This window comes from Aeromonas sp. 600774, assembly GCF_049175075.1.
Lineage (GTDB): Bacteria > Pseudomonadota > Gammaproteobacteria > Enterobacterales > Aeromonadaceae > Aeromonas > Aeromonas veronii_A.
The window spans coordinates 18,384-40,979 of the sequence record NZ_JAAKUJ010000005.1 but is presented as its reverse complement, the minus strand read 5'-3'; the positions used below and the strand labels follow the sequence as shown (position 1 = coordinate 40,979).

Below are 22,596 nucleotides of genomic sequence, written 5' to 3'. Positions count from 1 at the left end.
GTGACTATTCCAACTCGTGAATTTGATGCTGTGGTGATTGGTGCCGGTGGTGCCGGTATGCGCGCCGCGTTGCAGATTGCCCAGTCCGGCAAGAGCTGCGCTCTGTTGTCCAAGGTTTTTCCAACCCGTTCTCACACTGTTTCCGCTCAGGGCGGTATCACGGTTGCGCTGGGCAATGCCCACGATGACAACTGGCAGTGGCACATGTATGACACCGTAAAAGGCTCCGATTACATCGGTGATCAGGAGGCCATCGAGTACATGTGCAAAACCGGCCCCGAGGCTATCTATGAGCTGGAGAACATGGGCTTGCCCTTCTCCCGTTTCGATAACGGGTCTGTCTACCAGCGTCCGTTTGGTGGTCAGTCCAAGAATTTCGGTGGCGAGCAGGCTGCTCGTACCGCAGCGGCCGCCGACCGTACCGGTCACGCCCTGCTGCACACCCTTTACCAACAGAACGTCAAGAACAAGACCACCGTCTTCTCCGAGTGGTATGCGCTGGATCTGGTGAAAAACCAGGATGGCCATGTGGTGGGTTGTACTGCCATCGATATGGAGAGCGGTGAAGTGATCTACTTCAAGGCCAAGGCCACCGTGCTGGCCACTGGCGGCGCCGGTCGTATCTACCAGTCCACCACCAACGCCCACATCAACACAGGTGACGGCGTCGGCATGGCGCTGCGTGCCGGCGTCGGCGTGCAGGACATGGAGATGTGGCAGTTCCACCCGACCGGCATCGCCGGGGCCGGGGTGCTGGTAACTGAAGGCTGCCGTGGTGAAGGCGGCTATCTGCTCAATAAAGATGGCGAGCGCTTCATGGAGCGTTACGCCCCGAACGCCAAGGACTTGGCCGGTCGCGACGTGGTGGCCCGCTCCATCATGATCGAGATCCGTGAAGGCCGTGGCTGCGACGGCCCCTGGGGTCCACACATCAAGCTCAAGCTGGATCACCTCGGCAAAGAGGTGCTGGAATCCCGTCTGCCGGGCATCTGCGAGCTCTCTCGCACCTTCGCCCACGTGGATCCGGTCAAAGAGCCGATTCCGATCATCCCGACCTGCCACTACATGATGGGCGGCGTGCCGACCAACGTGAATGGCCAGTGCCTGACCCAGGACAAGAACGGCAACGATGTGCCGGTAGTCGGTCTGTTTGCGGTGGGCGAGATTGCCTGCGTCTCCGTACACGGTGCCAACCGTCTGGGTGGCAACTCCCTGCTGGATCTGGTGGTCTTCGGTCGCGCTGCCGGCATGCATCTGGTCAACACCCTGGGCGAGATGGATCACGGCCGCGATGCTTCCGAATCGGATCTGGATGCCGCATTGGCTCGCTTCAACCGCTGGGAAAATTGCCGTGACGGGGAAGACCCGGTGCAGATCCGCAAAGACCTGCAGCGCTGCATGCAGAACAACTTCTCCGTATTCCGCGAAGGTGCGGCGATGGCAGAAGGGTTGGCCGAGCTCAAGGTTATCCGCGAGCGCCTCAAGTCAGCCCGTCTGGACGACACCTCCAAGGAGTTCAACACCCAGCGCATCGAGTGTCTGGAGCTGGACAACCTGATGGAGACGGCGTTTGCCACGGCTGTTGCCGCCAACTTCCGTACCGAGAGTCGCGGTGCTCACTGCCGCTTCGACTTCCCGGATCGCGACGATGAGAACTGGCTGTGCCACAGCCTCTATCACCCGGACACCGAGTCCATGACCCGTCGCGCTGTCAACATGTCACCCAAGACCCGTGAGGCGTTCCCGCCCAAGGTCCGGACTTACTGATTGCGGAGCCAGCCCTATGAACGTTACTTTCTCTGTCTACAGATATAATCCGGATGTTGATAACGTCCCCCATATGAAGGATTATCACCTTGATATTCCTGAAGGTTCCGACATGATGGTGCTCGATGCACTGATCCAGTTGAAAGAGCTGGATCCCACACTCGCCTTCCGCCGCTCTTGCCGCGAAGGGGTCTGTGGATCAGACGGTCTCAACATGAATGGCAAGAACGGTCTTGCCTGTATCACCCCGCTCTCCGACCTGCTGAAGAAGGGCAATAACGTCGTTATCCGCCCCTTGCCCGGCCTGCCGGTGATCCGTGATCTGGTGATCGACATGACCCAGTTCTACACCCAGTGGGAGAAGGTCAAACCCTTCCTCATCAATGATGACAAGTTGCCGCCGGTGCGTGAGCACCTGCAATCCCCCGAAGAGCGCGCCAAGCTTGACGGCCTGTACGAGTGCATTCTCTGTGCCTGCTGCTCCACTTCGTGCCCCTCCTTCTGGTGGAATCCCGACAAGTTCATCGGTCCGGCCGGGCTGCTCGCCGCCTACCGCTGGCTGGCTGACAGCCGCGACACCGCGACCACCGAACGACTGGGGAATCTGGACGACGCCTTCAGCGTGTTCCGCTGCCATGGCATCATGAACTGCGTGAACGTCTGTCCGAAAGGCTTGAACCCGACCAAGGCGATTGGCCAGATCAAGTCGATGTTGCTCAATCGGGCTGTTTAGTATCAGGGCCGGCCAGGTGCTGGCCCGACCTCTGGATAGCCATCCCACCCGTGGCAGGATGGCTATTTGACCCCTACAAGCTGCGCAGCAGTAACAAGAAGTACAAGGGATAGAAATGCATAACGGCGTGATGAAGGCCTGGTTGGAGTCATCTCACCTGGCTGGTGCGAATGCAAGCTATATTGAGGATTTGTACGAATCCTTCCTGGAAAATCCTGACTCCGTGTCCGACGAGTGGCGCAGCCTGTTTAGCGAGCTGCCCCAGGTCAATGGCCATGCGGTTGAACAACCCCACTCCCAGGTCCGCGATTATTTCCGTCGTCTGGCCAAGGATCCCTCTCGCTACAGTGCCCCCGTCTCCGATCCGCAAGTGGATGCCAAGCAGGTGCGGGTATTGCAGCTGATCAACGCCTTCCGTTTCCGTGGTCACCAGAATGCCAATCTGGACCCGCTGGGCCTGTGGCAGCGTGAAACCGTTGCCGAACTGGATCCCGCGTTCCACAACCTGCAGGGCGCAGATATGGAGGCCACCTTCAATGTGGGCTCCTACGCCATCGGTCGCGAGACCATGGTGCTCTCCGACCTCTACGCCTCGCTGAAGAAGACCTATTGCGGCTCCATCGGCGCCGACTACATGCACCTCACCTCCACGGAAGAGAAGCGCTGGCTGCAACAGCGTCTCGAATCCATTGAAGGGAAGGGGAGCTACACCCTCGAAGAGAAGACCCGTTTCCTCGAGAGCCTGACCGCCGCCGAAGGGCTGGAGAAATATCTGGGTGCCAAGTTCCCGGGAGCCAAGCGCTTCTCGCTGGAAGGGGGCGACGCCATGATCCCCATGCTCAAGGAGCTGATCCGTCGCGCCGGTGAGCAGGGCTGCAAAGAGGCCGTTATCGGTATGGCCCACCGCGGTCGCCTCAACGTGCTGATCAACGTGCTGGGCAAGCGCACTCAGGATCTGTTCGACGAGTTTGCAGGCAAGCATGGCGAATCCTGGGGTACCGGTGATGTGAAGTACCACATGGGCTTCTCCTCCGACTTCGCCACCCCGGGTGGCAACGTCCATCTGGCGCTCGCCTTCAACCCCTCCCACCTCGAGATCGTCAACCCCGTGGTCATCGGCTCGGTCCGTGCCCGCATGGATCGTCGCGGTGACAAGGATGGCTCCAGCGTGTTGCCCATCACCATTCACGGTGACTCGGCCATGGCCGGTCAGGGCGTGGTGGCCGAGACCTTCAACATGTCCCAGACCCGTGCCTATGGTGTCGGCGGGACGGTGCGCATCGTCATCAACAACCAGGTTGGTTTCACCACCTCCTATATCCGTGACCTGCGTTCCACCGAATATTGCACCGACATCGCCAAGGCGGTGCAGGCGCCGGTGCTGCACGTCAACGGGGATGACCCGGAAGCCGTGGTGCTGGTGACCCAGATTGCACTGGATTACCGCAACACCTTCAAGCGCGACGTGGTGATCGAGCTGGTTTGCTACCGTCGTCATGGCCACAACGAGGCCGACGAGCCGAACGCGACCCAGCCTTTGATGTACCAGAAGATCAAGCAGCACCCGACCCCGCGCAAGATCTACGCCGATCAGCTGGTGGCCGAGGGGAGTATTGCCCAGGAGCAGGCGACCACCCTGGTCAACGAGTATCGCGAAGCGCTGGATCGCGGCGAGCGGGTGAGCAAGGAGTGGCGGCCGATGGAGCTGCACTCCGTCGACTGGACCCCTTATCTGGGCCACGACTGGAACATGGCCTATGACAGCACAGTGCCGATGGATCACCTCAAAGCCCTCGGCGAGCGGGTGAGCCAGTATCCGGCGACCCATGTGCTGCAGCGTCAGGTCGAGAAGATTTACGAAGACCGCCGTCTGATGGCTGCCGGCGAGAAGCTGGTGGATTGGGGCTTTGCCGAGACTCTGGCCTATGCCACTCTGGTGGACAAGGGTTCCCGCATCCGCTTTACCGGTGAAGACTCCGGCCGTGGCACTTTCTTCCACCGCCACGCCGTGCTGCACAACCAGACCGATGCCAGCACCTACACCCCGCTGTGCAACCTGCACGACGAACAGGGGCCGTTCGAGATTTACGACTCGGTACTGACCGAGAACGCGGTACTGGCCTTTGAATATGGCTACGCCAGCGCCGAGCCGGCCGGCCTCACCATCTGGGAAGCCCAGTTCGGTGACTTCGCCAACTGTGCCCAGGTGGTGGTGGATCAGTTCCTCTCCTCCGGCGAGCAGAAGTGGGGCCGGATGTGTGGCCTGACCATGCTGCTGCCGCACGGTTACGAGGGGCAGGGGCCGGAGCACTCCTCCGCCCGTCTGGAGCGTTATCTGCAGATGTGCGCCCAGCACAACATGCAGGTGTGCGTCCCCTCTACCCCGGCTCAGGTATTCCACATGCTGCGCCGTCAGGTCGTGCGCCCGATGCGCCGTCCGCTTATCGTGATGACGCCCAAATCTCTGCTGCGCCACCCGCTGGCGGTGAGCAAGCTTGAAGATCTGGCGGAAGGCACCTTCCAGAACGCCATTGGCGAGATCGACGCGCTGGATCCGAAAGCGGTCAAGCGGGTGGTATTCTGCTCCGGCAAGGTCTATTACGACCTGCTCGAAGCCCGTCGCAAGGCAGAGCAGAAGGATGTGGCGATCGTGCGGATCGAACAGCTCTACCCCTTCCCGGAAGAGGAAGTGCGCGCCATTCTGGCCGATTACAGCCACGTCACCGATTTTGTCTGGTGTCAGGAAGAGCCGCAAAACCAGGGCGCCTGGTACTGCACCCGTCACAACTACGATGAGGTGCTGCCGACCGGAGCCACCCTGCGTTATGCCGGTCGTCCGGCGTCCGCCTCACCGGCGGTTGGTTACATGTCCGTCCACGCCAAGCAGCAGAAAGCCTTGGTGGAAGATGCCCTTACTCTGGCCTAAGCCCTGAACAAGAAGTAACAAGGAACTGATTAGATGACTATCGAGATCAAGGTACCGGACCTGCCGGAATCAGTGGCGGATGCCACCATTGCCACCTGGCACAAGAAGCCGGGTGATCTGGTTGCCCGTGATGAAGTGCTGGTCGACATCGAAACCGACAAGGTCGTGCTGGAAGTGCCGGCACCGCAAGCTGGCGTGCTGGGCGACATCCTGCAGGCAGAGGGGGCAACCGTCCTCTCCCGCCAGCTGATCGCCACCATCAAGGCGGCTGCCGTAGCCGGTGAAGAGACCAAAGAGAAGCCGGCCGAAGCGGTTGCCGATGATGGCGCCGATGGCCTGAGCCCCTCCGTGCGTCGCCTGATTGGCGAGCATGACATCGACGTTGCCAAGCTGACCGGTACCGGCAAGGGCGGTCGCATCACCAAGGATGATGTGGAAGCCTACATCAAGGCGCTGAGCAAGCCTGCCGCTGTTGCTCCGGTTGCTGCCGCTCAGGCCGCACCGGTTGCCGCACTGGCCGGTCGCAGCGAGAAGCGGGTGCCGATGACCCGTCTGCGCAAGCGCATTGCCGAGCGTCTGCTGGAAGCGAAAAACACCACCGCCATGCTGACCACCTTCAACGAGGTCAACATGAAGCCCATCATGGATCTGCGCAAGCAGTACGGCGAGATCTTCGAGAAGAAGCACGGCATCAAGCTCGGCTTTATGTCCTTCTACGTGAAGGCGGTGGTGGAGTCCCTCAAGCGCTATCCGGAAGTGAACGCGGCGCTCGATGGTGATGATGTGGTTTACCACAACTACTTCGACGTCAGCATCGCCGTCTCCACTCCGCGTGGTCTGGTGACTCCGGTGCTGCGCGACTGTGACAACATGAGCCTGGCGGACATCGAGAAGGCCATCAAGGATCTGGCTGGCAAGGGCCGTGACGGCAAACTGACCGTGGATGAGCTGACTGGCGGCAACTTCACCATCACCAACGGTGGTGTGTTCGGCTCCCTGATGTCCACCCCGATCATCAACCCGCCCCAGAGCGCCATTCTGGGCATGCACAAGATCCAGGATCGCCCGATGGCCGTTGACGGCAAGGTCGAGATCCTGCCGATGATGTACCTGGCCCTCTCCTACGATCACCGTCTCATCGACGGGCGTGAATCGGTAGGCTTCCTGGTCTCCGTCAAGGAGCTGCTGGAAGATCCGACCCGCCTGCTGCTGGACGTCTGAGCAACCAACTGAAAGATAACGAGGGGCCCCCGAGGCCCCCACTCACAGGGGATTGAGAAACACGAGCCCCGGACGGAAATACCTACAACACGGATAGAGCATCTATGAATCTGCATGAATATCAGGCAAAACAGCTGTTTGCCGAGTATGGCCTGCCGGTCTCCGAAGGTTATGCCTGTGCTACCCCGCAGGAAGCGGCCGAAGCGGCCGACAAGATTGGCGGCAATACCTGGGTCGTCAAATGCCAGGTACACGCCGGTGGCCGCGGTAAAGCGGGCGGTGTGAAAGTGGCCAAGAGCAAGGATGAGATCCGTGCCTTCGCCCAGAACTGGCTGGGCAAGAATCTGGTGACCTACCAGACTGACGCCAACGGCCAGCCGGTCACCAAGATCCTGGTTGAATCTTGCACCGACATCGCCAAAGAGCTCTACCTGGGCGCCGTAGTTGACCGTGGTTCGCGCCGCGTGGTCTTCATGGCCTCAACCGAAGGTGGCGTGGATATCGAGAAGATCGCCCACGAAACCCCCCATCTGATCCACAAGGCGGCCATCGATCCGCTGGTGGGTCCGCAGGCTTATCAGGCCCGCGAACTGGCCTTCAAGTTGGGTCTGGTCGGCGATCAGATCAAACAGTTCACCAAGATCTTCATGGGTCTGGGCCAGATGTTCCTGGATTGTGACTTCGCGCTGCTGGAGATCAACCCGCTGGTGATCACCGCCCAGGGCAATCTGCACTGCCTGGATGGCAAGATCAACATCGACGCCAACGCCCTCTATCGCCAGCCCAAGCTGCGCGAAATGCACGACCCGTCACAGGATGACCCCCGCGAAGCGCACGCTGCCCAGTGGGAGCTCAACTATGTCGCCCTCGATGGCAACATCGGCTGCATGGTCAACGGCGCGGGTCTGGCCATGGGCACCATGGATATCGTCAACCTGCACGGCGGCAAGCCGGCCAACTTCCTTGACGTCGGCGGCGGCGCCACCAAGGAGCGCGTGACCGAGGCGTTCAAGATCATCCTCTCCGACAGCAACGTCAAAGCGGTGCTGGTCAACATCTTTGGCGGCATCGTGCGCTGCGACATGATCGCGGAAGGCATTATCGGTGCGGTCAAGGAAGTGGGGGTCAAGGTGCCCGTCGTGGTCCGTCTGGAAGGCAACAACGCCGAGCTGGGTGGTATCAAGCTGGCCGAGAGCGGCCTCAACATCATTGCGGCCAAGAGTCTGACCGATGCCGCGCAGCAAGTCGTCAAAGCAGCGGAGGCCAACTGATGAGCGTACTGATCAACAAGGACACCCGAGTCATCTGCCAGGGCTTTACTGGCGGTCAGGGTACTTTCCACTCCGAGCAGGCGCTCTCCTACGGCACCCAGCTGGTCGGCGGCGTCTCCCCGGGCAAGGGTGGCACCACCCATCTGGGCCTGCCGGTGTTCAACACCGTCCGTGACGCAGTCGAAGCGACCGGCGCCACCGCCACCGTCATCTATGTGCCGGCACCGTTCTGCAAGGACGCGATCCTGGAAGCGATCGATGCGGGCATCAAGCTCATCGTCACCATCACCGAAGGCATCCCGACGCTGGATATGCTGGACGTCAAAGTGAAGCTGCAAGAGACCGGCGTGCGGATGATCGGCCCCAACTGCCCGGGCGTGATCACTCCGGGTGAGTGCAAGATCGGCATCATGCCGGGCCACATTCACAAGCCGGGCAAGGTGGGCATCGTCTCCCGCTCCGGCACCCTGACCTACGAAGCGGTCAAGCAGACCACTGACGAGGGCTTTGGCCAGTCCACCTGCGTCGGTATCGGTGGCGACCCTATCCCGGGCTCCAACTTTATCGACATTCTGGAGATGTTCCAGAACGACCCGCAGACCGAAGCGATCGTGATGATCGGCGAGATCGGCGGCAACGCCGAAGAAGACGCGGCCGCCTATATCAAGGCCCACGTCACCAAGCCGGTGGTCTCCTATATCGCCGGTGTTACCGCGCCTCCCGGCAAGCGGATGGGCCACGCTGGTGCCATCATCTCCGGTGGCAAGGGTACCGCCGCCGAGAAGTTTGCCGCGCTGGAAGATGCTGGCGTGAAAACCGTCCGCTCCCTGGCCGATATCGGCAAGGCCCTGCGCGAAGTGACCGGCTGGTAATTCCTTATCGCCCGTTATCTCTAATAAAAAGCCGCCCGATGGGCGGCTTTTTTATTCATGTCTAATTGTCTCAAAAATTTTAGCTCATCTGAGTATTAAAATCTTTGTTCAGCAACATCGGCCATTATTCTATCTACCTCTTCACTTTCACAGTCAGTTGCTACCATCCAAAGATAAATACCATAGGCTCTTATCATCCGATAGTAATCGACAGCTTCCTTCATTGTTGGTAGAGCAGTACCTGCATCATCATGAGTTAATTCATTTCGTCTATCAACCAATTTGGTTATTTTATCTATGTCGTCATCATCGATCTTGTCGTTCCATTCAGTTAGTTTTTTCTTATTGTATGGGCCATTGAAAGATACAAGGAAATCTTTAAATATCTCAAATAGTTCAATGATAGCAAGTTTTGCAATTACAGGCTCAGCCCTAGATACGCCGTTAGGAATACTTTTGAATGGTGCTTTAATGCCACCGTTTTTATTTCTAATTGGTTTGTCACCAAGAATAATGGCAGATAGAACAGACATTTCATTACTTGTTTTAAAACAGTAGGGGTGAGTTCTTATAATTTCTTTTTCATTTGCAGGGGCTGATAGATATGGCCCATCTTTCCACGCCAAATTATCGTCTCCACAGCAATTCGGATCTAACATTTTCTCTGCTGATCTTGCCAAGTCAAACACCCAAGCGCTATCCAATGCTGCTTCATTTATTTTCTTTAGAAAAGCTTTCATTTTATTTTCCTAGCGAGTGAAGTAAGATGTCTGCTATATGTTGTTGGTGTTTGACGAATCATTTAAACAGGCGGTTGATAAGTGTCAAAATAGATGCTCATCGTTACACTCAAAGAAGATAGTATGCCACAGGACCTGCATGAATTTTATAGTAACAGATCAATGTTTTAAACTTGATAAAAGTCAGTAATTGAGAATAACGATGTGTATTCTAACCTTTTGGGAAAAGTATTTTCTACGACGATTTTTTGGTGAACATCGTTAGATTACGATTCTTGTTGGAGAATAACTCCGTTGTATCAATGCCGACCCAGTTCGTAGGTTCGAATAGCGAAGCGTATTCGGACGATCGGGGGATTGGTATGCCACGGCCTTTACCTACAGGCAGAATCCAACAGGCCAAGATTGTTACGCTGTTGCAACCAACTTGGCTGATGCTGTTTCGCTGGTGAATCAATCCTGCCACCGATTGGGAAAGCCAGCTGGCTGGGCTGGTTGCCAATGCGCCGCCGATTTGTGGCAAAGTACCAAGCCAAACGCGGGCTAACTCTCGTTGATTGGCCCTTGCACTGCGTTGCTCGCTATCAGCTCCGGCTATCACGCCGCATCATAAAAATGCCGACCAAAAGGTCGGCATTTTGCTTTTAAGAGGCGCAGGTCTGGCTGCATGTGTTCAGAGCGCCGCTGACGCGATCCTCACACTCGTCTTACCGCATGAACCCTATTGGCTAAAGACCGTCTGCCCGCGAAAGACGGTGCGGGTGACCTTGGTATCGGCGATCTGCTCCGGTTTGCCGGCGGCGACCAGCTGGTAGAGATCCCGATCCAGCACGATAAAGTCGGCCGATTTGCCCACTTCGATGGAGCCGCTGATGGCCTGCTGGCGCACCGCGCGAGCGCCATTGATGGTGTAGGCCGCCAGCATTTCGTCCAGGGTAATGCGCTGGCTGGCGCGATAGTCATCGCCGCTTTGGGGAGCCTTGATGATCCCGGTCGCCATATTTTCGAAGGGGCGGGGATCCCGGCTGTCGACCGGGGCATCGCTGCCAGCGACCAGTATGGCCCCCGCCTTGCGCGAGCTCTCGACCGGGTAGAGGGCGTCGTGCAGATAGCCAAGGGGATCGTAGAGGGCATCGCTCAGGGATTGGCCCACCCGGGTCGGCTGGATAAAGGAGGCAACCAGCATGTCGTAGGCCAGTTGGGGGGAGGTCCAGGCATAGGTAAAGGTGAGGTAGAGCCCAAGCTCGCCGAGCCGTTTTTGATCATCGGGATGGACCACCTGCAGGTGGGCCAGGGTGTGGGGAATGCCGCTATCACCGTTGCTGGCGCGGGCGGCGGTGAGAGCATCCAGCGCCGTGCGGGTGGTGCGATCACCGATGCTGTGCATATGGATGCTGAAGCCTGCCTTGTCCAGCGCCCCTATATAGCGGGTGAGGTCGGCCTCCCGGTAGTTGACGATCCCGTTGCTGCCGGACTCCTCGCTGTCGGCTGTGATGGTCACTTCATCGGTAGCCGGGTCTCTGGCCAGATGGGGGGTGTGGTAGTTTGCCAGCATGCCGGCATTGGGCAGGAAGGGGGGGGTTGTGAAGGGATCCCCTTCCAGCACACCGTCGAGGAAGATCTTGACCGCATCGGCCTTGATCAGCGGGTTGTTGGCAAAGGATTCTCTCACCTGGCTGACCTTGGCAAGATGCCCCTCTATATCGAGTTTGCCCTGATAATCATCATCGCTAAAGCAGGTGGCGGCCGTGACACGCATATGCAGCAGATCCCGTGACTGCATGGTGAGTAGTCGCTGGCGGATAAAGTCGGTGGCGCAGGCATCCTGAATGCTGGTGATACCGCGAGAGGCCATCAGCTCGGCAATGGCGGGCAGGATCTGGTCGTATTGGCTGGCTGCCTGCTCATCGCTGGCGCTCAGCAGGCCGCTATCGGGCACCGGAATGGCGCTGCGGGCCGTGTCACGCACCACTCCGCTGGTCAGGTCGACATAGGGGATAAAGGGCTCGAAGGCCCCGCCGGGGGCCAGCGTAGTTCCATTGAAGCCGATTGTGTTGCCATCGTTATCTTGCGCCATGGCAAGGGCGCGGGAGTTGTAGGCACTGGCATGGCCATCGACCCCGGCCAGCACCACCGGATTGTCGGGGGCGGCGGCATCGAGGGCCGCCAGCAGGGTGGCATGGCTGGCGGTTGCCGTATTGCCCTCATAGGGGGACCACTGATTGACCACCAGCCACTCCCCCGGCTTGGCCGCATAGCGGGGCAGGCATGTGCTGATCTTGGCGGCCAGCTGATCCAGAGTGACGGGTTTGCCATCTAGATCGCACATGTCCAGTGCTACCGTACCGAGCAAGTGGATATGGTTGTCGTGCAGGCCGGGCAGCACCATACGCTCTTGCAGGTCCACCACTCGGGTGGTGGGGCGCTTGAGCGCTTCGGCCCCCTCCCGGTTGCCCACATAGATAAACTGGCCGTCGCGGATCATCATGGCCTCGGCCACCTGACGTTGCCCATCCTGGGTGTGGATCTTGCCATTGAGATAGAGGGTCGTTGCCCCATTCGTATCATTGGTGTCACTTCGGCAGCCACCGAGCAGGCCTGCGGCCAACAGGAGGGTGATGCCAAATCGGGTTGAGGTCTGTTTGCTATCCATTGCACTGCTCTCCTTGGGATAAATGCAGTAATTACTGCAGATCTGAGCAGATATGTTTATTGCAGCTATTCTGAAAAAATCCAGTAATTACTGCATTTGTTTAACTTTTTGTTTACTTTGTCTCATTGATGTCAATGAGCCACTACCGGTCGTGACCCGGGCAAAGAGGGGACCCCAGTGGTTCGAAGGAGAGAAGATGTCAGAACAACGAGTGCCTGCCGCCCTGCATATGCGGCGTCAGCCACGGCAGCAGCGCAGTCAGGAGGTGGCGAGCCGTATTGAACAGGCAACGCTGATGTTGCTGCAGGAGCGAGGTTTTGCCGCTCTCAACACCAATGCCATTGCTGATCGGGCCGGAGTCGGGATCAAATCGCTCTACCACCTCTATCCCAACAAGGAGGCGATCATTTGCCGTCTCGCTATGGGGTGGCTGGCGGCGGTTTGCGAGGCGCAACAACAGCTCCGTATCGAGGCAACGAGTTGGCCGCAGGCGTTGGCACTGCTGGATCTGGCGCTTGAAGAGCTGGATCGCCGCTTTGTCGGCTATGGTGCCTTGTGGCACGCCATGGATCTTATCCCCGAACTGCACGTGGTCGAGCAGGAGCACGAGCGGCGCCAGATTGACTTCTGGTCATCCCTGCTGCGTGACTTTGGCTGCCGCTGGCCGGAGGCGGAGCTCACGACGCTGGTGCGCTACTTCTATCGCACCGCCGATGTCACCAAGCAGTGCACCCGGAGCGATGGGGATCTCGGCCAGCAGATGTGGCTGCTGCACCGCCACTGGAGCGAGCAGCTGATCGCCGCCGCTATTGCCGAGCCCGACCCCGAACGGGTGTGGCAGGGAATGCCTGCGCTGCTGGTTGGGACCAACGAGTAATACTGCAAGCATCCACCATGCCGCGCAGCCCCGGCATGCATCAGCCGAGCGCGACCCGCATCAGGGGAGAGGGGGCGTTGTCGACAAAGTGGTGCCAGATATGGCCGTAGAGCGCCTTCTGACCCGGGAAACTCACCAGCGCCTTGGCTTCGGCCAGGGAACACCAGCGATATTCGGTGTGCTCGTCGTTGAGGGTCACCGCCTGATTGGGCGGACAATAGACCACAAAGACCGGTACCACCTCCACCGTATTCAGGCTCGCCTCGTAAAACTGCTCCAGATACTGGCCGTTGTAGAGCTCGGTGACCCGGATCCCCGTCTCTTCGCCAAACTCCCGAATAATGGTCTGCCAGCCGGTTTCACCCGCCTCCACCGTGCCCGCCACATGGCACCAGAAGCCTCCCTTGACCCGCTTCATCACCAGCAATTTTGTTTCGCCATCGACAGTGGTGAGGGCAACGCCAGAGACGGCCTTGCAGCGAATGGGGATCATGATCTTCTCTCCGGATTTGGGCTCTGTGATAGCCATGAACAGTGTGAAGGCGTGTTAATTGAAATACGCCTCGGTGGGTAGGCCCATGACCTCTATTTCATTCAGTCCATTTTTGGCCAGATAGTTGGCCACCAGATTGAACCCCACCCAGTAACCGGCATATTTGGGAAATGGCCGGTTATCACGGCAGTAGAAAAAGTCTAAAAAGTTGAACTGCTTGCTGGATAGATGGGGCGTCATCTCTGCCAGGAGCGATTGCCAGTCATGGTGATGAGACTCCTTGAACAGCGAGGGGAGTGTGCCGCCATTGAACCTCTGCTCAAAGTAGCAGGCCAGCCCTTCAAAAATCAGGTTTTCGGCCAGTGTTTCTGCTTCCACCTTGTTCTTCTTTTGCACGATATGGTGGACTTCGTGGGCCAGCACGGCAGGCAATTCGGTGATGATCACCTCTTTGATATCAGGCCGTTCCAGATCTAGTTGGAGTTCTATCCGATACATGTTGATGGCCCAGCCACCGATACCCGAATCGGGAGCATCCCCCTCGGCAAAAGGGCTGAAGGTGACATCCAGTTGGGAGAGATCGAACAAGGCATTCAATTTGTGCGCCGTCTCGGCAAAAACGTGCCTAATGGTGTCATCGAGCCCATCGAATTTGCCCGAGTCGTTTAACAGGGTGAGTTGCATCCAGACATCCTTGTCTATTGAAAGAGAGTGCTGAGCCACTTGCGTGGTCGCGGCGCCATATCACCACGATTACCCTCCTTCAATCAAGGGGTTACCCGCTCATTATGCTTGCCGTCTGGATCGCCTCGATCAGTGCAGCCCGGTTGATGCGAGGGCGCTCGCCATCGAGCAGTTGCTGCCACAGCGCAATGGCCTGACTGTAGCGACCATGCAGGAAGTGATCGGAGGCGAGCAGCATCAGGGCGCTCACTTCTCCCGCGTCCTGCTTGAGGGCGCTCTCCAGCAGGCGGGTTGCCTCGGGAGTCAGCTGCTGGCCAGCCTGATAGTAGAGCACGGTGGCTTGCGCGGCCTGGGTCGCCGCGCTGGCGCCCCCCTCCAGCAGAGCAAGGCGCTGGTAGGCGAGCAGAGCGTTGTCATATTCGCCCCGATAGAGATAGAGCTGGCCGAGCGCCGCCCAGCTGTCGAGATCGGCGGGGTTGGTTTGCAGGCGCTGGTGCAGGGCGCCAAGCTCCTTGTCCTGCAGATCCCGCGGGCTCAATCCCGCCAGCGGATCGGGGCGCGACTGATAAGCCTGCCACGCCTGATAGCGGCCGGTGCCGGCATAAATGCCCGCCATCAGCGCCAGCAACAGGGCTCCAAGCAGTATCCATGACCGCAGCCAGGGCAGCGGACGGGCGGTGCGATCCTTGGCCAGTCGCTCGCGCAGGGCCTGCTCGGCGGTTGGGGTGGTGTTGGCGAGGCGGGCCAGCTCCAGCTCCCGGTAGAGGCGACTGTGGGGTGCAAGCCCCGCCTGCTGCTCGGCCATGATCAGCCGGTTCAGCTCGGCCCTGGGGTCGTGGGCGAGCATCCCCTCGGCTCTGTCGCCAATAAGCGGTACCCGCGCCGGTTGCTGGCGATGCAGGCTTCTGCGCAGGCGATGGAGCGCCAGCAACAGCAAGAGGGCGGGGCCGCCCCACAGCAGCGCCGTGTTGCGCTTGAAGGGGGGATCGTAGCGGACGAAATCGCCGAAGCGCTCCGTCATGCGGGCGATCACCTGCTCATCAGACTGCCCCTCGTCCACCCAGCGGTAGACCTCGAGCCGCAGATCCCGGGCGATGGGGGAGTTGGATTCCACCAGATTCTGGTTCTGGCACTGGGGGCAGCGCAGGGCGCGGGCCAGCTCTTGCGCCCGATTTTGTAGCTCGGGGTGGCGAAACTGATAGGTATCGACCCCGCTGGCAAGGGCCCCGAAGCTCAAGGCCAGCAAGAGCGGCGCGATCAGGGCGTGGCCGAGGCGGCTCATGGCTTGCTCTCCTGCACTTGTCTCTTTACTTCTCTCTCCACTGCTCTTTCCACTTCGGGCTGGCTGGCGCTGTTGCTGCGGGCCTTTGCAAGCAGGGGGGCAAACTGGCGTTGCCAGATCTCCCGGGTGAGCTCACCCGTGTGGCGGGTCAGCAGGGTGCCGTCGCCGGCGAAGAGATAGGTCTCCGGCGTGCCGTAGACGCCGAGCTCCAGTGCGAGTCGGCCGTCGGGGTCGGCCAGCACGGCGCGATAGGGGTTGCCCGCCTGGATAAGCCAGGCGCGGGCGGGGTCCCCCTTGTCCCGGTAGTTGAGGCCGTAAAGGGGCACGGAGCCCGCAAGCTCACCCAGCAGCGGATGCTCGGCGCGGCAGTTGGGGCACCAGCTGGCCCAGACGTTGAGCACGAAGGGTTCGCCCTTGAGCGCCGCGGTGTGGATGGGGGCGCCACCAAACAGATCGTCACTCTGCCAGGCAGGCAGGGTGCGCCCGGCGACGGCCTCATCCTGGCTGTAGGGGTTGTTGCCAAGGCCGAGCCAGAGCAGGGCACCGAGCCCCAGGGTGAGCAGGAGTGGCACGAACAGGCGCAGACGGGCGTTCATAAGGTCTCCTGTTCAAGCTGGGGATAGGGGGCGGCAGCTGGCGCAGGATGGTTAGCCAGCAGCGGCCGGCGGGCAAGCAGGCGCAGGGCACCGCCCGCCATCATCAACAGGCCACCGAGCCAGATCCAGCGCACCAGCGGCTTGTAGTGCAGCCGCATGGCATAGGCGCCGGGTCCCATCTTCTCGCCAAGCACCACGTAGAGATCGCCAAGCATTCCCCACGCGATGCCGGGTTCGTTCATGTTCATGGTGCGCACACTGTAGTGACGTCGCTCTGGGGTGAGCCTGGCCACCTCTTTACCGTCCTTATGCACGCTAAGCGTGATGCGCTCGGCGGTGTAGTTGGGGCCGATGATCGGCTCGCTCCCCTCATAGCGAAACTCGAAGGCGCCGAGCCGATAGGGCTTGTCGGCGGCGAGTACGGCGCCCCCCTCCTGGCTGTGGTGACTCACCTGCGCGATGCCGAGGGCGCACACCGCCACCCCGAGGTGGGCCAGCAGGCTGCCGAACCGATTGAGGGTGATCTCGCGCAGCGACGTCGGTTGCAAGAGCGGGAGCAGCAGGCTGGCCATCAGCCAGAGGCTGAGCACGTTGGCCGCGAGCCCCAGCCAGCTTGCCCGCAGCGGCTCTGGATAGGCGAGGCTCAGCAAGGCGCCCCCCAGCAGGCCGAACAGGCATGGGAGCAGCACCTTGATGCGGCGCTGGGCCGCCAGATGCTGCCAGCGCAGGCGCGGCAGCTGGGTCATCAGCGCCATCAGGCAGAGGGCCAGCGGCACGAAGATGGTATTGAAATAGGGGGCGCCCACCGAGAGCGAGCCCAGATGGAGCGATTGGAACACCATGGGGTAGAAGGTGCCGAGCAGCACGCTGGCGCAGGCCACGCAGAGCAGCAGGATGGCGGCGCCGAGCAGCCCCTCTTTTGACAGCAAGCCAAAGCGGGCGTAGGGGGCGCGAATGTCCGCCCGCAGGGCAAACAGGGTGAGGGCGCAGGTCAATAGCAAGCCGAGCAGCAACAAGAGGGTGAGGCCGCGGCTGGGGTCCACCGCAAAGGCGTGCACCGAGGTGAGCACCCCCGAGCGCACCACGAAGGTGCCGAGCAGGCTCAGCGAAAAGGTAAAGATGGAGAGCAGCAACACGGCGTGGCCGTAAGCGCCGCGCTTCTCGCACACCACCAGGGCATGCAGCAGGGCGGTGCCGAGCAGCCAGGGCAAGAGAGAGGCATTTTCCACCGGATCCCAGAACCACCAGCCGCCCCAGCCGAGCTCGTAGTAGGCCCACCAGGAACCCAGCACGATACCGGCGGTGAGAAACACCCAGGAGCCGAGCGCCCAGGGGCGGCTCCAGTGGGCCACGGCGCCATCAAGCCGATCCGAGTGCAGCGCCGCCATGGCGAAGGCGAAGTTGACTGCAAAGCCGACATAGCCGAGATAGAGCAGGGGCGGGTGGATGATGAGGCCGATATCCTGCAGCATTGGGTTGAGATCGCGCCCCTCCAGCGGCCCCGGAAATTGGCGGTCAAACGGGCTGGAGAAGATCAGGGTATAGACGCCGAACAACCCGACGATCAGCCCCATGATGGCCAGTACCCGGGTTGTGATCAGCGGATCGACCCGCCTGGAGCAAAGGGCCACCAGCGCACCCCACAGCCCCAGCGCAAAGACGAAGAAGAGCATGGAGCCCTCGTGACCGCCCCACACAGCCGCCAGTTTGAAGCCAAGGGGCAGGGCGCTGTTGGCGTGCTGGGCCACATAGACCAGGGTGAAATCATCGAGGCCAAAACAGCCGGCGAGCAGCAGCAGGGCGGCCCCGAGCAGGAGGGCGACCAGGAGGGCCAGCGGTGCTGCGCAGCCGAGCAGCGGGCGTGAGGCGAGCCGCAGGCCCAGCCAGGGCAGCAGCCCTTGCAGCAGGGCGAGTCCGGTCGCCAGCAACAGTGAGAGATAGCCGAGCTCTGCCAGCACACAACCTCCGTTTCAATCTTTGATGTCATTCATGTCATGCCACACACGCCGCGTCGTCTTCCTTTGGGGAAAAACATTGCCAAGCAACGGGTGTGGCATCACCAGAAATTCATTGGGCCAGCAACAAATCAGCGCCAGTCACCGGAGGGCGGCTGGCGCTGGTGGTCATGCCTTTAAATTACTGTCATCTGGCCGGCATAGAGCACGAAGTAGCGCAGCAGCAGGATCCCCACCAGGGTCAGGCTGCAGACCAGCACCAGATAGCCGTTTTTGGCCCGCAGCGGCGCGGGAGCCAACAGGGCCAGCAACTGGGGCAGCAACATGCCGATGCCCACCACCCCGAGCCAGAACACCTGAGCCCAGAAGCCGCTGCCGATGGCCGCCCACATCGCCACCTCTTTCTGGCCGCCACCGAAGTAGAGGCCGGTAAAGAAGCAGACCAGCAGCAGCACCTCCACCGCCAGCACGGGTCGCTCGAAGCGATGGACAAAGCTCACCCCCTGGCTGTGGTGGTTCTCCTTGAAGAGCGTCACCGCCAGCAAGATGGTGGAGGCGATGCCGGAGCTGATGCCCGAGACCAGAAACAGCACTGGCAGCACCGGGTTGTTCAAGAGCGGATAGGTCTTGAGCGCCGAGAGCAGAAAGCCGGTGTAGGCCCCCAGCAGCACGGCGAGCAGCAGCAACAGCGGGGCCAGCAGCCGCTCGATGCGGGCAAGCCAGCCAATCAGCCCATCCACAAAAGCGAACTTCTCTTTCAGCAACCGGTGGCGCAGGGTTTCGATCTCGGCGCGAAACACCACCGCCAGCCAGGCGAACAGCACCGCCATATAGAGCTGAAACAGCATGACCCCCATCGACATCACTGAGTCGAACTGGTAGTGGAACATCAGCTTCCAGAAGGTCCAGGGGCGTGCCAGATGGAAGATAAGGATCAGCAGCCCCAATATCACGCTCGCTGGCGCCAGAATGGCGGTCGCCTTGATGATGCCGCTCTCGCTGCCTGCCCCCTTGCGGCGCAGCAGCACCGAGAGGGTGGTGGCTCCGGCGGAGATGCCGAGCAGAAAGAGATAGATAGCGATTGGCCAGTCCCACACCAGCGAGGAGAAGTGAAATGCGTCATGCAACATGATCCATTCCTCCTTCTGTTACTGCGGTAGATGGCGATCGGACAAATCCCCAGACAAGGGAGGGGAAGTGAAACGCCTCTTGCATGGTCATGACTTTATCTCCCCTTTGGGCACACGGTACATCTTGGGCGAGGTGCCGAGTGCCTGCTTGTAGCGATAGGTGGTCTCCTTCACCAGCCGTTTGGCGATAGGGCTGTCCGGGTCATCCAGATTGCCGAACACCAGCGCCTTGGTGGGGCAGGATTCCACGCACGCCGGCTCCTTGCCCGCCGCCAGGTTGGTCTTGCGGCAAAAGTCGCACTTATCGGCAACCTTGGTCACAGGGTTGATAAAGCGCACCTGATAGGGGCAGGCGGCCAGACAGTACATGCAGCCGACGCAGAGATCCGGGTTGACGTCGACGATGCCATCCTCCTTGCGGATATGGGAGGCACCGGTCGGGCAGACGTGTACGCAGGGAGCGTTGTCACAGTGCTGGCAGGACTTGCGAAAGAAGCGGTACTCGGCGTCGGGAAATTCCCCGATGGGGCCTGAGCGGATGATCTCGAGGCGCGAGACCCCTTCCGGCACTTTGTTCACTTCCCGGCAGGCATCCATGCAAGCGGTGCAGCCGATGCAGGCCGTCTCATCGTGGATCATGCCATAGCGGATCCCGTCGATGGTCTGGCTGTGGGCGAGGGGGGTGGCAAGGGAGCGAGTCGGCCCCGTCATCATGATAAGGGCCCCTGCGCCCATGCCCGCCATAAAGTCACGGCGAGAGCAGCTCATGATGCCTCCTTGCCGGTAGCCGATTTGGACTGCTCCTGCCGGGCCTTGCTGGCCTCATGCTGCTTGCTGTGGCAGTCGACGCAGAGCTTGATGCGGGATTTTTCCGGGAGCCCCACCATGGGCTCCTTGACCGGATGCAGCTGGTGGCAGCTGGTGCAGGTGAGCTTCGTGGCGTGCACGTCGTGGGCCCAGAGCGCCTCGCGAAGCACTTTGGGCTCGTGGCAGCTCATGCAGACCCCGTTCTGCTCGCTGATGGGATAAAGCTTGATGCTTTCTTTATCCTTCAGGCTGTGGCTAAAGCGCATCACATCTTTGACCCCTTCCCTGTGCTGAGGGGAGGGCTGGCCGTGGCAGTTGGTGCAGGTCACCGGTTTAAGGTTGTTGGGATTAGTCGCCTGACCATGCTTGCCGTGCATCCCTTCGCTCTGCTCCTTGTGACAGTCGGTGCAGGCCTTGTCGGCACTGCGTAGAAATTCCACCTCATGTGTAGCTGGAACAGGGGCAGCTGCCGGCTCGGCCGCCTGACCCTGCAGGCTGGTGAGCAGCATGGCTGCCATCAGCATCAGTCGTAAGAAATCCATCGTTAAATCACCCATAGGAAACCTCCATCCGCTGCGGGTCCGACTTGGCGCCGGGCCCGCAGGCGCCGTTACTGTGCCAGCCGTCCGGCCGCTTTGGCCTCGGCATCCCAGGCGGGGACCGTGGTCTTGAGGAACTGGGCCTTGTCGCTGTTGAACTGCTTCATATCCATGCCAAGGGCCGCTTGCGCTTTCTCCTTGGTGGAGATGTCGGGGATGGCGATTTCGTGGCTGATCCCCTTGCTGGCCAACAGGCGAGCCAGCTTGGTGCGGGCGTCAGCGGCTTTATCCAGCGCGCTGCCAAGTACCTTGAGGGCCACTTCGGGGGCGTGCATCTGCACCCCGTGGGAGGCGATGGCGTAGTCCCAGCGCCACTGGGCGTGACGGATGTCCTGCAGAATATCCTTCATCTCTGCCTCGGTGGCGCCGGCATCCCAGGCCGCCTTGGCTTCAAAGTGGGCGTGTACCAGCTGCTTCTCGACCTTCAGCTTGGTCTCGATCACCGCCTCTTTGCGCTGCTTGACGATCCCTTGCAGCATCTCCTTGCTCTGGGTGTGGCAGTTGCGGCAGGTCTGCTCGAAACGATCGAAGGGGTTCCCCACCTTGTGATCCGTGTAGACCTTGCCCTGCTCGTTCTGCACCTTGGGCATGTGGCAATCGACACAGGCGACGTTGTTCTGGCCGTGAATGCCGGCGCGCCAGGTTTCGTACTCGGGGTGCTGGGCTTTCAGCATGGGGGTTTTGGAGAGGGCATGAGTCCAGTCGGCAAAGCCGATTTCATCGTAATAGGCCTCCATCTGCTCCACCGTGGTGCCCTTGTCCCAGGGGAATTTGACCGCCTTGGTGGGGCCGCTGAAGTAGTATTCCACGTGGCACTGGCCGCACACCTGGGACTGCTGATCAAAGCGTCCCTGATCCTTGAACGGCTTGCCGATGGCGGTCATGGCCCGCTCGGCATAGGGACGGGAGAGGTGCAGGGCAGGTTTGCCCTCCTTGAACTCCTTCGAGGCAGTGTCGTGGCAGTCGGCGCAGCCGATGGTGTTGACTACTTCCGGCCCGCCCTTGGCCCACATCCCCTTGAAGTAGCCATCCTCACCCTGCTCGTCGATGACGCGGGCCACATCCGGGCCTTTGCAGCTCCAGCAGGCCATCGGCAGCGGGCCATCTTCGGCTGTCTTGGGGGCGCCGGTACGCAGGGTTTCCCGCACGTCGGTCAGCGCATAGAAGTGGCCGCGCGGCTTGTTGTAATCCTTGGAGAAGGGGTAGCCGGCCCAGAGCACCACCATGTTGGGGTCCTCGGCCAGGGCATCGGTGCGCTCGCGGCTCTCGCCGGTCGCCTTCCAGCTGCTGAACTGATCGGCGTGATCCTTGGCGAACAGCTCGCTGCGCGCCTCAATCTTGCCCTTGGGTTGTGCCTCGTCGGTCGCCTGTACCCAGCCGCTGGTGCCAAGGCAGGTGGTCAGCAGCAGGGCGGCGAGGCCCAGCTTGATCTGTCTGTTGCGTGAACTCACGATCATCACTCCCTAATCGATCTCATTGCCAGACCTGACCGTTCCATCCTGGATGTGGGCATTGGTTCGCCCCCGCCAAGCAGGAGCAGGCAGGCCGCTTCATTGTTATTAGTGAATAAAACCCATGTTTTTATGCGATTGCTCAAGCTTGATATTACCAAATGGGTAAAAAGAATGATGATTTATCAGAGGGGGGCTTGCGCTAGATCAATTACCGAGAGCGCCAACAGATAGAAATGAGATCCCGGTTAAATTATTAAGAAAGTCAGAATATTGGAAGTGCAATGAGTCTCTGTGGCGGGACGGAGCGACACCTGAGGTATGCCTGCGTTATCTGGCAAGGCATTCATAGTTATCTGTCATATCAATTATCTATTTATGGGTATAAAAATAATAAGTGAATAAATATTCTTTTTGAGAGGACTGTCGGTTACAGTCTGTACGGGCCGGGCGTTCCGCCGATGGGCGAGATGGTCGGCAACATCAATGAGAGAAGCCGGCAATGCCGGCTCCTCTCAGCTCTTATCGTGATCAGATAC

General features: G+C 60.1%; 18 protein-coding genes. 7 read left to right on the top strand and 11 right to left on the bottom strand.

All coding sequences use genetic code 11. The features are described from left to right. The 6 genes from sdhA to sucD all read left to right on the top strand — a co-directional run bounded on the left by sdhA (position 1) and on the right by sucD (position 8,790). A complete protein-coding gene (gene sdhA / locus G5171_RS06920; RefSeq protein ID WP_421259992.1) occupies positions 1–1,767 on the top strand; it encodes a succinate dehydrogenase flavoprotein subunit in 1,767 nt (588 codons plus the stop codon). 16 nt (positions 1,768–1,783) lie between these two features. Beyond that, a complete protein-coding gene (locus G5171_RS06915; RefSeq protein ID WP_335844470.1) occupies positions 1,784–2,500 on the top strand; it encodes a succinate dehydrogenase iron-sulfur subunit in 717 nt (238 codons plus the stop codon). 115 nt (positions 2,501–2,615) lie between these two features. Further along, positions 2,616–5,426: a 2-oxoglutarate dehydrogenase E1 component gene (gene sucA, locus G5171_RS06910; protein ID WP_421259991.1), complete on the top strand. Its 2,811-nt coding sequence runs from the start codon at positions 2,616–2,618 to the stop codon at positions 5,424–5,426. A gap of 33 nt (positions 5,427–5,459) precedes the next feature. Then, complete coding sequence (gene odhB, locus G5171_RS06905) at positions 5,460–6,647, top strand: 2-oxoglutarate dehydrogenase complex dihydrolipoyllysine-residue succinyltransferase (RefSeq protein WP_245097638.1); 1,188 nt, start codon at positions 5,460–5,462, stop codon at positions 6,645–6,647. A gap of 104 nt (positions 6,648–6,751) precedes the next feature. After that, complete coding sequence (gene sucC, locus G5171_RS06900) at positions 6,752–7,918, top strand: ADP-forming succinate--CoA ligase subunit beta (RefSeq protein WP_005361097.1); 1,167 nt, start codon at positions 6,752–6,754, stop codon at positions 7,916–7,918. Next, entirely contained in the window at positions 7,918–8,790 is an 873-nt protein-coding gene (sucD, locus tag G5171_RS06895) for a succinate--CoA ligase subunit alpha (protein WP_005346088.1), read from the top strand. The genes sucC and sucD overlap by 1 nt, the downstream gene beginning before the upstream one ends. Before the next feature lie 95 nt (positions 8,791–8,885). On the opposite strand, the gene G5171_RS06890 is transcribed toward sucD, so the two are convergent. Then, complete coding sequence (locus tag G5171_RS06890; RefSeq protein WP_421259990.1) at positions 8,886–9,530, bottom strand: hypothetical protein; 645 nt, start codon at positions 9,528–9,530, stop codon at positions 8,886–8,888. A 721-nt stretch (positions 9,531–10,251) separates the two neighbouring features. Further along, the gene (locus tag G5171_RS06885; protein ID WP_421259989.1) at positions 10,252–12,183 is read right to left on the bottom strand and encodes an amidohydrolase; all 1,932 of its coding nucleotides are present in this window, start codon (positions 12,181–12,183) and stop codon (positions 10,252–10,254) included. A 196-nt stretch (positions 12,184–12,379) separates the two neighbouring features. Here G5171_RS06885 and G5171_RS06880 point away from each other — a divergent pair, with 196 nt between their 5' ends. Then, entirely contained in the window at positions 12,380–13,060 is a 681-nt protein-coding gene (locus tag G5171_RS06880; protein ID WP_421259988.1) for a TetR/AcrR family transcriptional regulator, read from the top strand. A gap of 40 nt (positions 13,061–13,100) precedes the next feature. Here the strand turns inward: G5171_RS06880 and G5171_RS06875 are convergent, their stop codons facing one another. From G5171_RS06875 to nrfA, 9 genes are all read right to left on the bottom strand, one after another. Further along, complete coding sequence (locus G5171_RS06875) at positions 13,101–13,553, bottom strand: NUDIX hydrolase (RefSeq protein ID WP_421244975.1); 453 nt, start codon at positions 13,551–13,553, stop codon at positions 13,101–13,103. 54 nt (positions 13,554–13,607) lie between these two features. Continuing rightward, complete coding sequence (locus tag G5171_RS06870) at positions 13,608–14,237, bottom strand: DUF2268 domain-containing putative Zn-dependent protease (RefSeq protein ID WP_317113389.1); 630 nt, start codon at positions 14,235–14,237, stop codon at positions 13,608–13,610. Between the two features lie 91 nt (positions 14,238–14,328). Then, entirely contained in the window at positions 14,329–15,519 is a 1,191-nt protein-coding gene (gene nrfF / locus G5171_RS06865) for a heme lyase NrfEFG subunit NrfF (protein ID WP_421244976.1), read from the bottom strand. Next, entirely contained in the window at positions 15,516–16,115 is a 600-nt protein-coding gene (locus G5171_RS06860) for a DsbE family thiol:disulfide interchange protein (protein ID WP_421244977.1), read from the bottom strand. The genes nrfF and G5171_RS06860 overlap by 4 nt, the downstream gene beginning before the upstream one ends. Continuing rightward, a complete protein-coding gene (gene nrfE, locus G5171_RS06855) occupies positions 16,112–18,073 on the bottom strand; it encodes a heme lyase NrfEFG subunit NrfE (protein WP_421259987.1) in 1,962 nt (653 codons plus the stop codon). Before nrfE ends, G5171_RS06860 begins: the two co-directional genes overlap by 4 nt. A gap of 173 nt (positions 18,074–18,246) precedes the next feature. Continuing rightward, the gene (nrfD, locus tag G5171_RS06850; protein WP_421259986.1) at positions 18,247–19,200 is read right to left on the bottom strand and encodes a cytochrome c nitrite reductase subunit NrfD; all 954 of its coding nucleotides are present in this window, start codon (positions 19,198–19,200) and stop codon (positions 18,247–18,249) included. A gap of 87 nt (positions 19,201–19,287) precedes the next feature. Beyond that, complete coding sequence (gene nrfC, locus G5171_RS06845; RefSeq protein WP_421259985.1) at positions 19,288–19,968, bottom strand: cytochrome c nitrite reductase Fe-S protein; 681 nt, start codon at positions 19,966–19,968, stop codon at positions 19,288–19,290. Further along, positions 19,965–20,564: a cytochrome c nitrite reductase pentaheme subunit gene (nrfB, locus tag G5171_RS06840; protein WP_421259984.1), complete on the bottom strand. Its 600-nt coding sequence runs from the start codon at positions 20,562–20,564 to the stop codon at positions 19,965–19,967. The genes nrfC and nrfB overlap by 4 nt, the downstream gene beginning before the upstream one ends. 53 nt (positions 20,565–20,617) lie before the next feature. Continuing rightward, on the bottom strand, positions 20,618–22,063 hold the full coding sequence (nrfA, locus tag G5171_RS06835; protein WP_421259983.1) for an ammonia-forming nitrite reductase cytochrome c552 subunit: 1,446 nt from the start codon (positions 22,061–22,063) through the stop codon (positions 20,618–20,620). Positions 22,064–22,596: the final 533 nt, after the last annotated feature.

What these genes read in the sequence shown, in the direction of transcription:
- G5171_RS06915 (WP_335844470.1), top strand. Translation starts at nt 1,784, where the DNA reads ATGAACGTTACTTTCTCTGTCTACAGATATAATCCGGATGTTGATAAC.
- sucA (WP_421259991.1), top strand. Translation starts at nt 2,616, where the DNA reads ATGCATAACGGCGTGATGAAGGCCTGGTTGGAGTCATCTCACCTGGCT.
- odhB (WP_245097638.1), top strand. Translation starts at nt 5,460, where the DNA reads ATGACTATCGAGATCAAGGTACCGGACCTGCCGGAATCAGTGGCGGAT.
- sucC (WP_005361097.1), top strand. Translation starts at nt 6,752, where the DNA reads ATGAATCTGCATGAATATCAGGCAAAACAGCTGTTTGCCGAGTATGGC.
- sucD (WP_005346088.1), top strand. Translation starts at nt 7,918, where the DNA reads ATGAGCGTACTGATCAACAAGGACACCCGAGTCATCTGCCAGGGCTTT.
- G5171_RS06890 (WP_421259990.1), bottom strand. Translation starts at nt 9,530, where the DNA reads ATGAAAGCTTTTCTAAAGAAAATAAATGAAGCAGCATTGGATAGCGCT.
- G5171_RS06885 (WP_421259989.1), bottom strand. Translation starts at nt 12,183, where the DNA reads ATGGATAGCAAACAGACCTCAACCCGATTTGGCATCACCCTCCTGTTG.
- G5171_RS06880 (WP_421259988.1), top strand. Translation starts at nt 12,380, where the DNA reads ATGTCAGAACAACGAGTGCCTGCCGCCCTGCATATGCGGCGTCAGCCA.
- G5171_RS06875 (WP_421244975.1), bottom strand. Translation starts at nt 13,553, where the DNA reads ATGATCCCCATTCGCTGCAAGGCCGTCTCTGGCGTTGCCCTCACCACT.
- G5171_RS06870 (WP_317113389.1), bottom strand. Translation starts at nt 14,237, where the DNA reads ATGCAACTCACCCTGTTAAACGACTCGGGCAAATTCGATGGGCTCGAT.
- nrfF (WP_421244976.1), bottom strand. Translation starts at nt 15,519, where the DNA reads ATGAGCCGCCTCGGCCACGCCCTGATCGCGCCGCTCTTGCTGGCCTTG.
- G5171_RS06860 (WP_421244977.1), bottom strand. Translation starts at nt 16,115, where the DNA reads ATGAACGCCCGTCTGCGCCTGTTCGTGCCACTCCTGCTCACCCTGGGG.
- nrfD (WP_421259986.1), bottom strand. Translation starts at nt 19,200, where the DNA reads ATGTTGCATGACGCATTTCACTTCTCCTCGCTGGTGTGGGACTGGCCA.
- nrfC (WP_421259985.1), bottom strand. Translation starts at nt 19,968, where the DNA reads ATGAGCTGCTCTCGCCGTGACTTTATGGCGGGCATGGGCGCAGGGGCC.
- nrfB (WP_421259984.1), bottom strand. Translation starts at nt 20,564, where the DNA reads ATGGGTGATTTAACGATGGATTTCTTACGACTGATGCTGATGGCAGCC.
- nrfA (WP_421259983.1), bottom strand. Translation starts at nt 22,063, where the DNA reads ATGATCGTGAGTTCACGCAACAGACAGATCAAGCTGGGCCTCGCCGCC.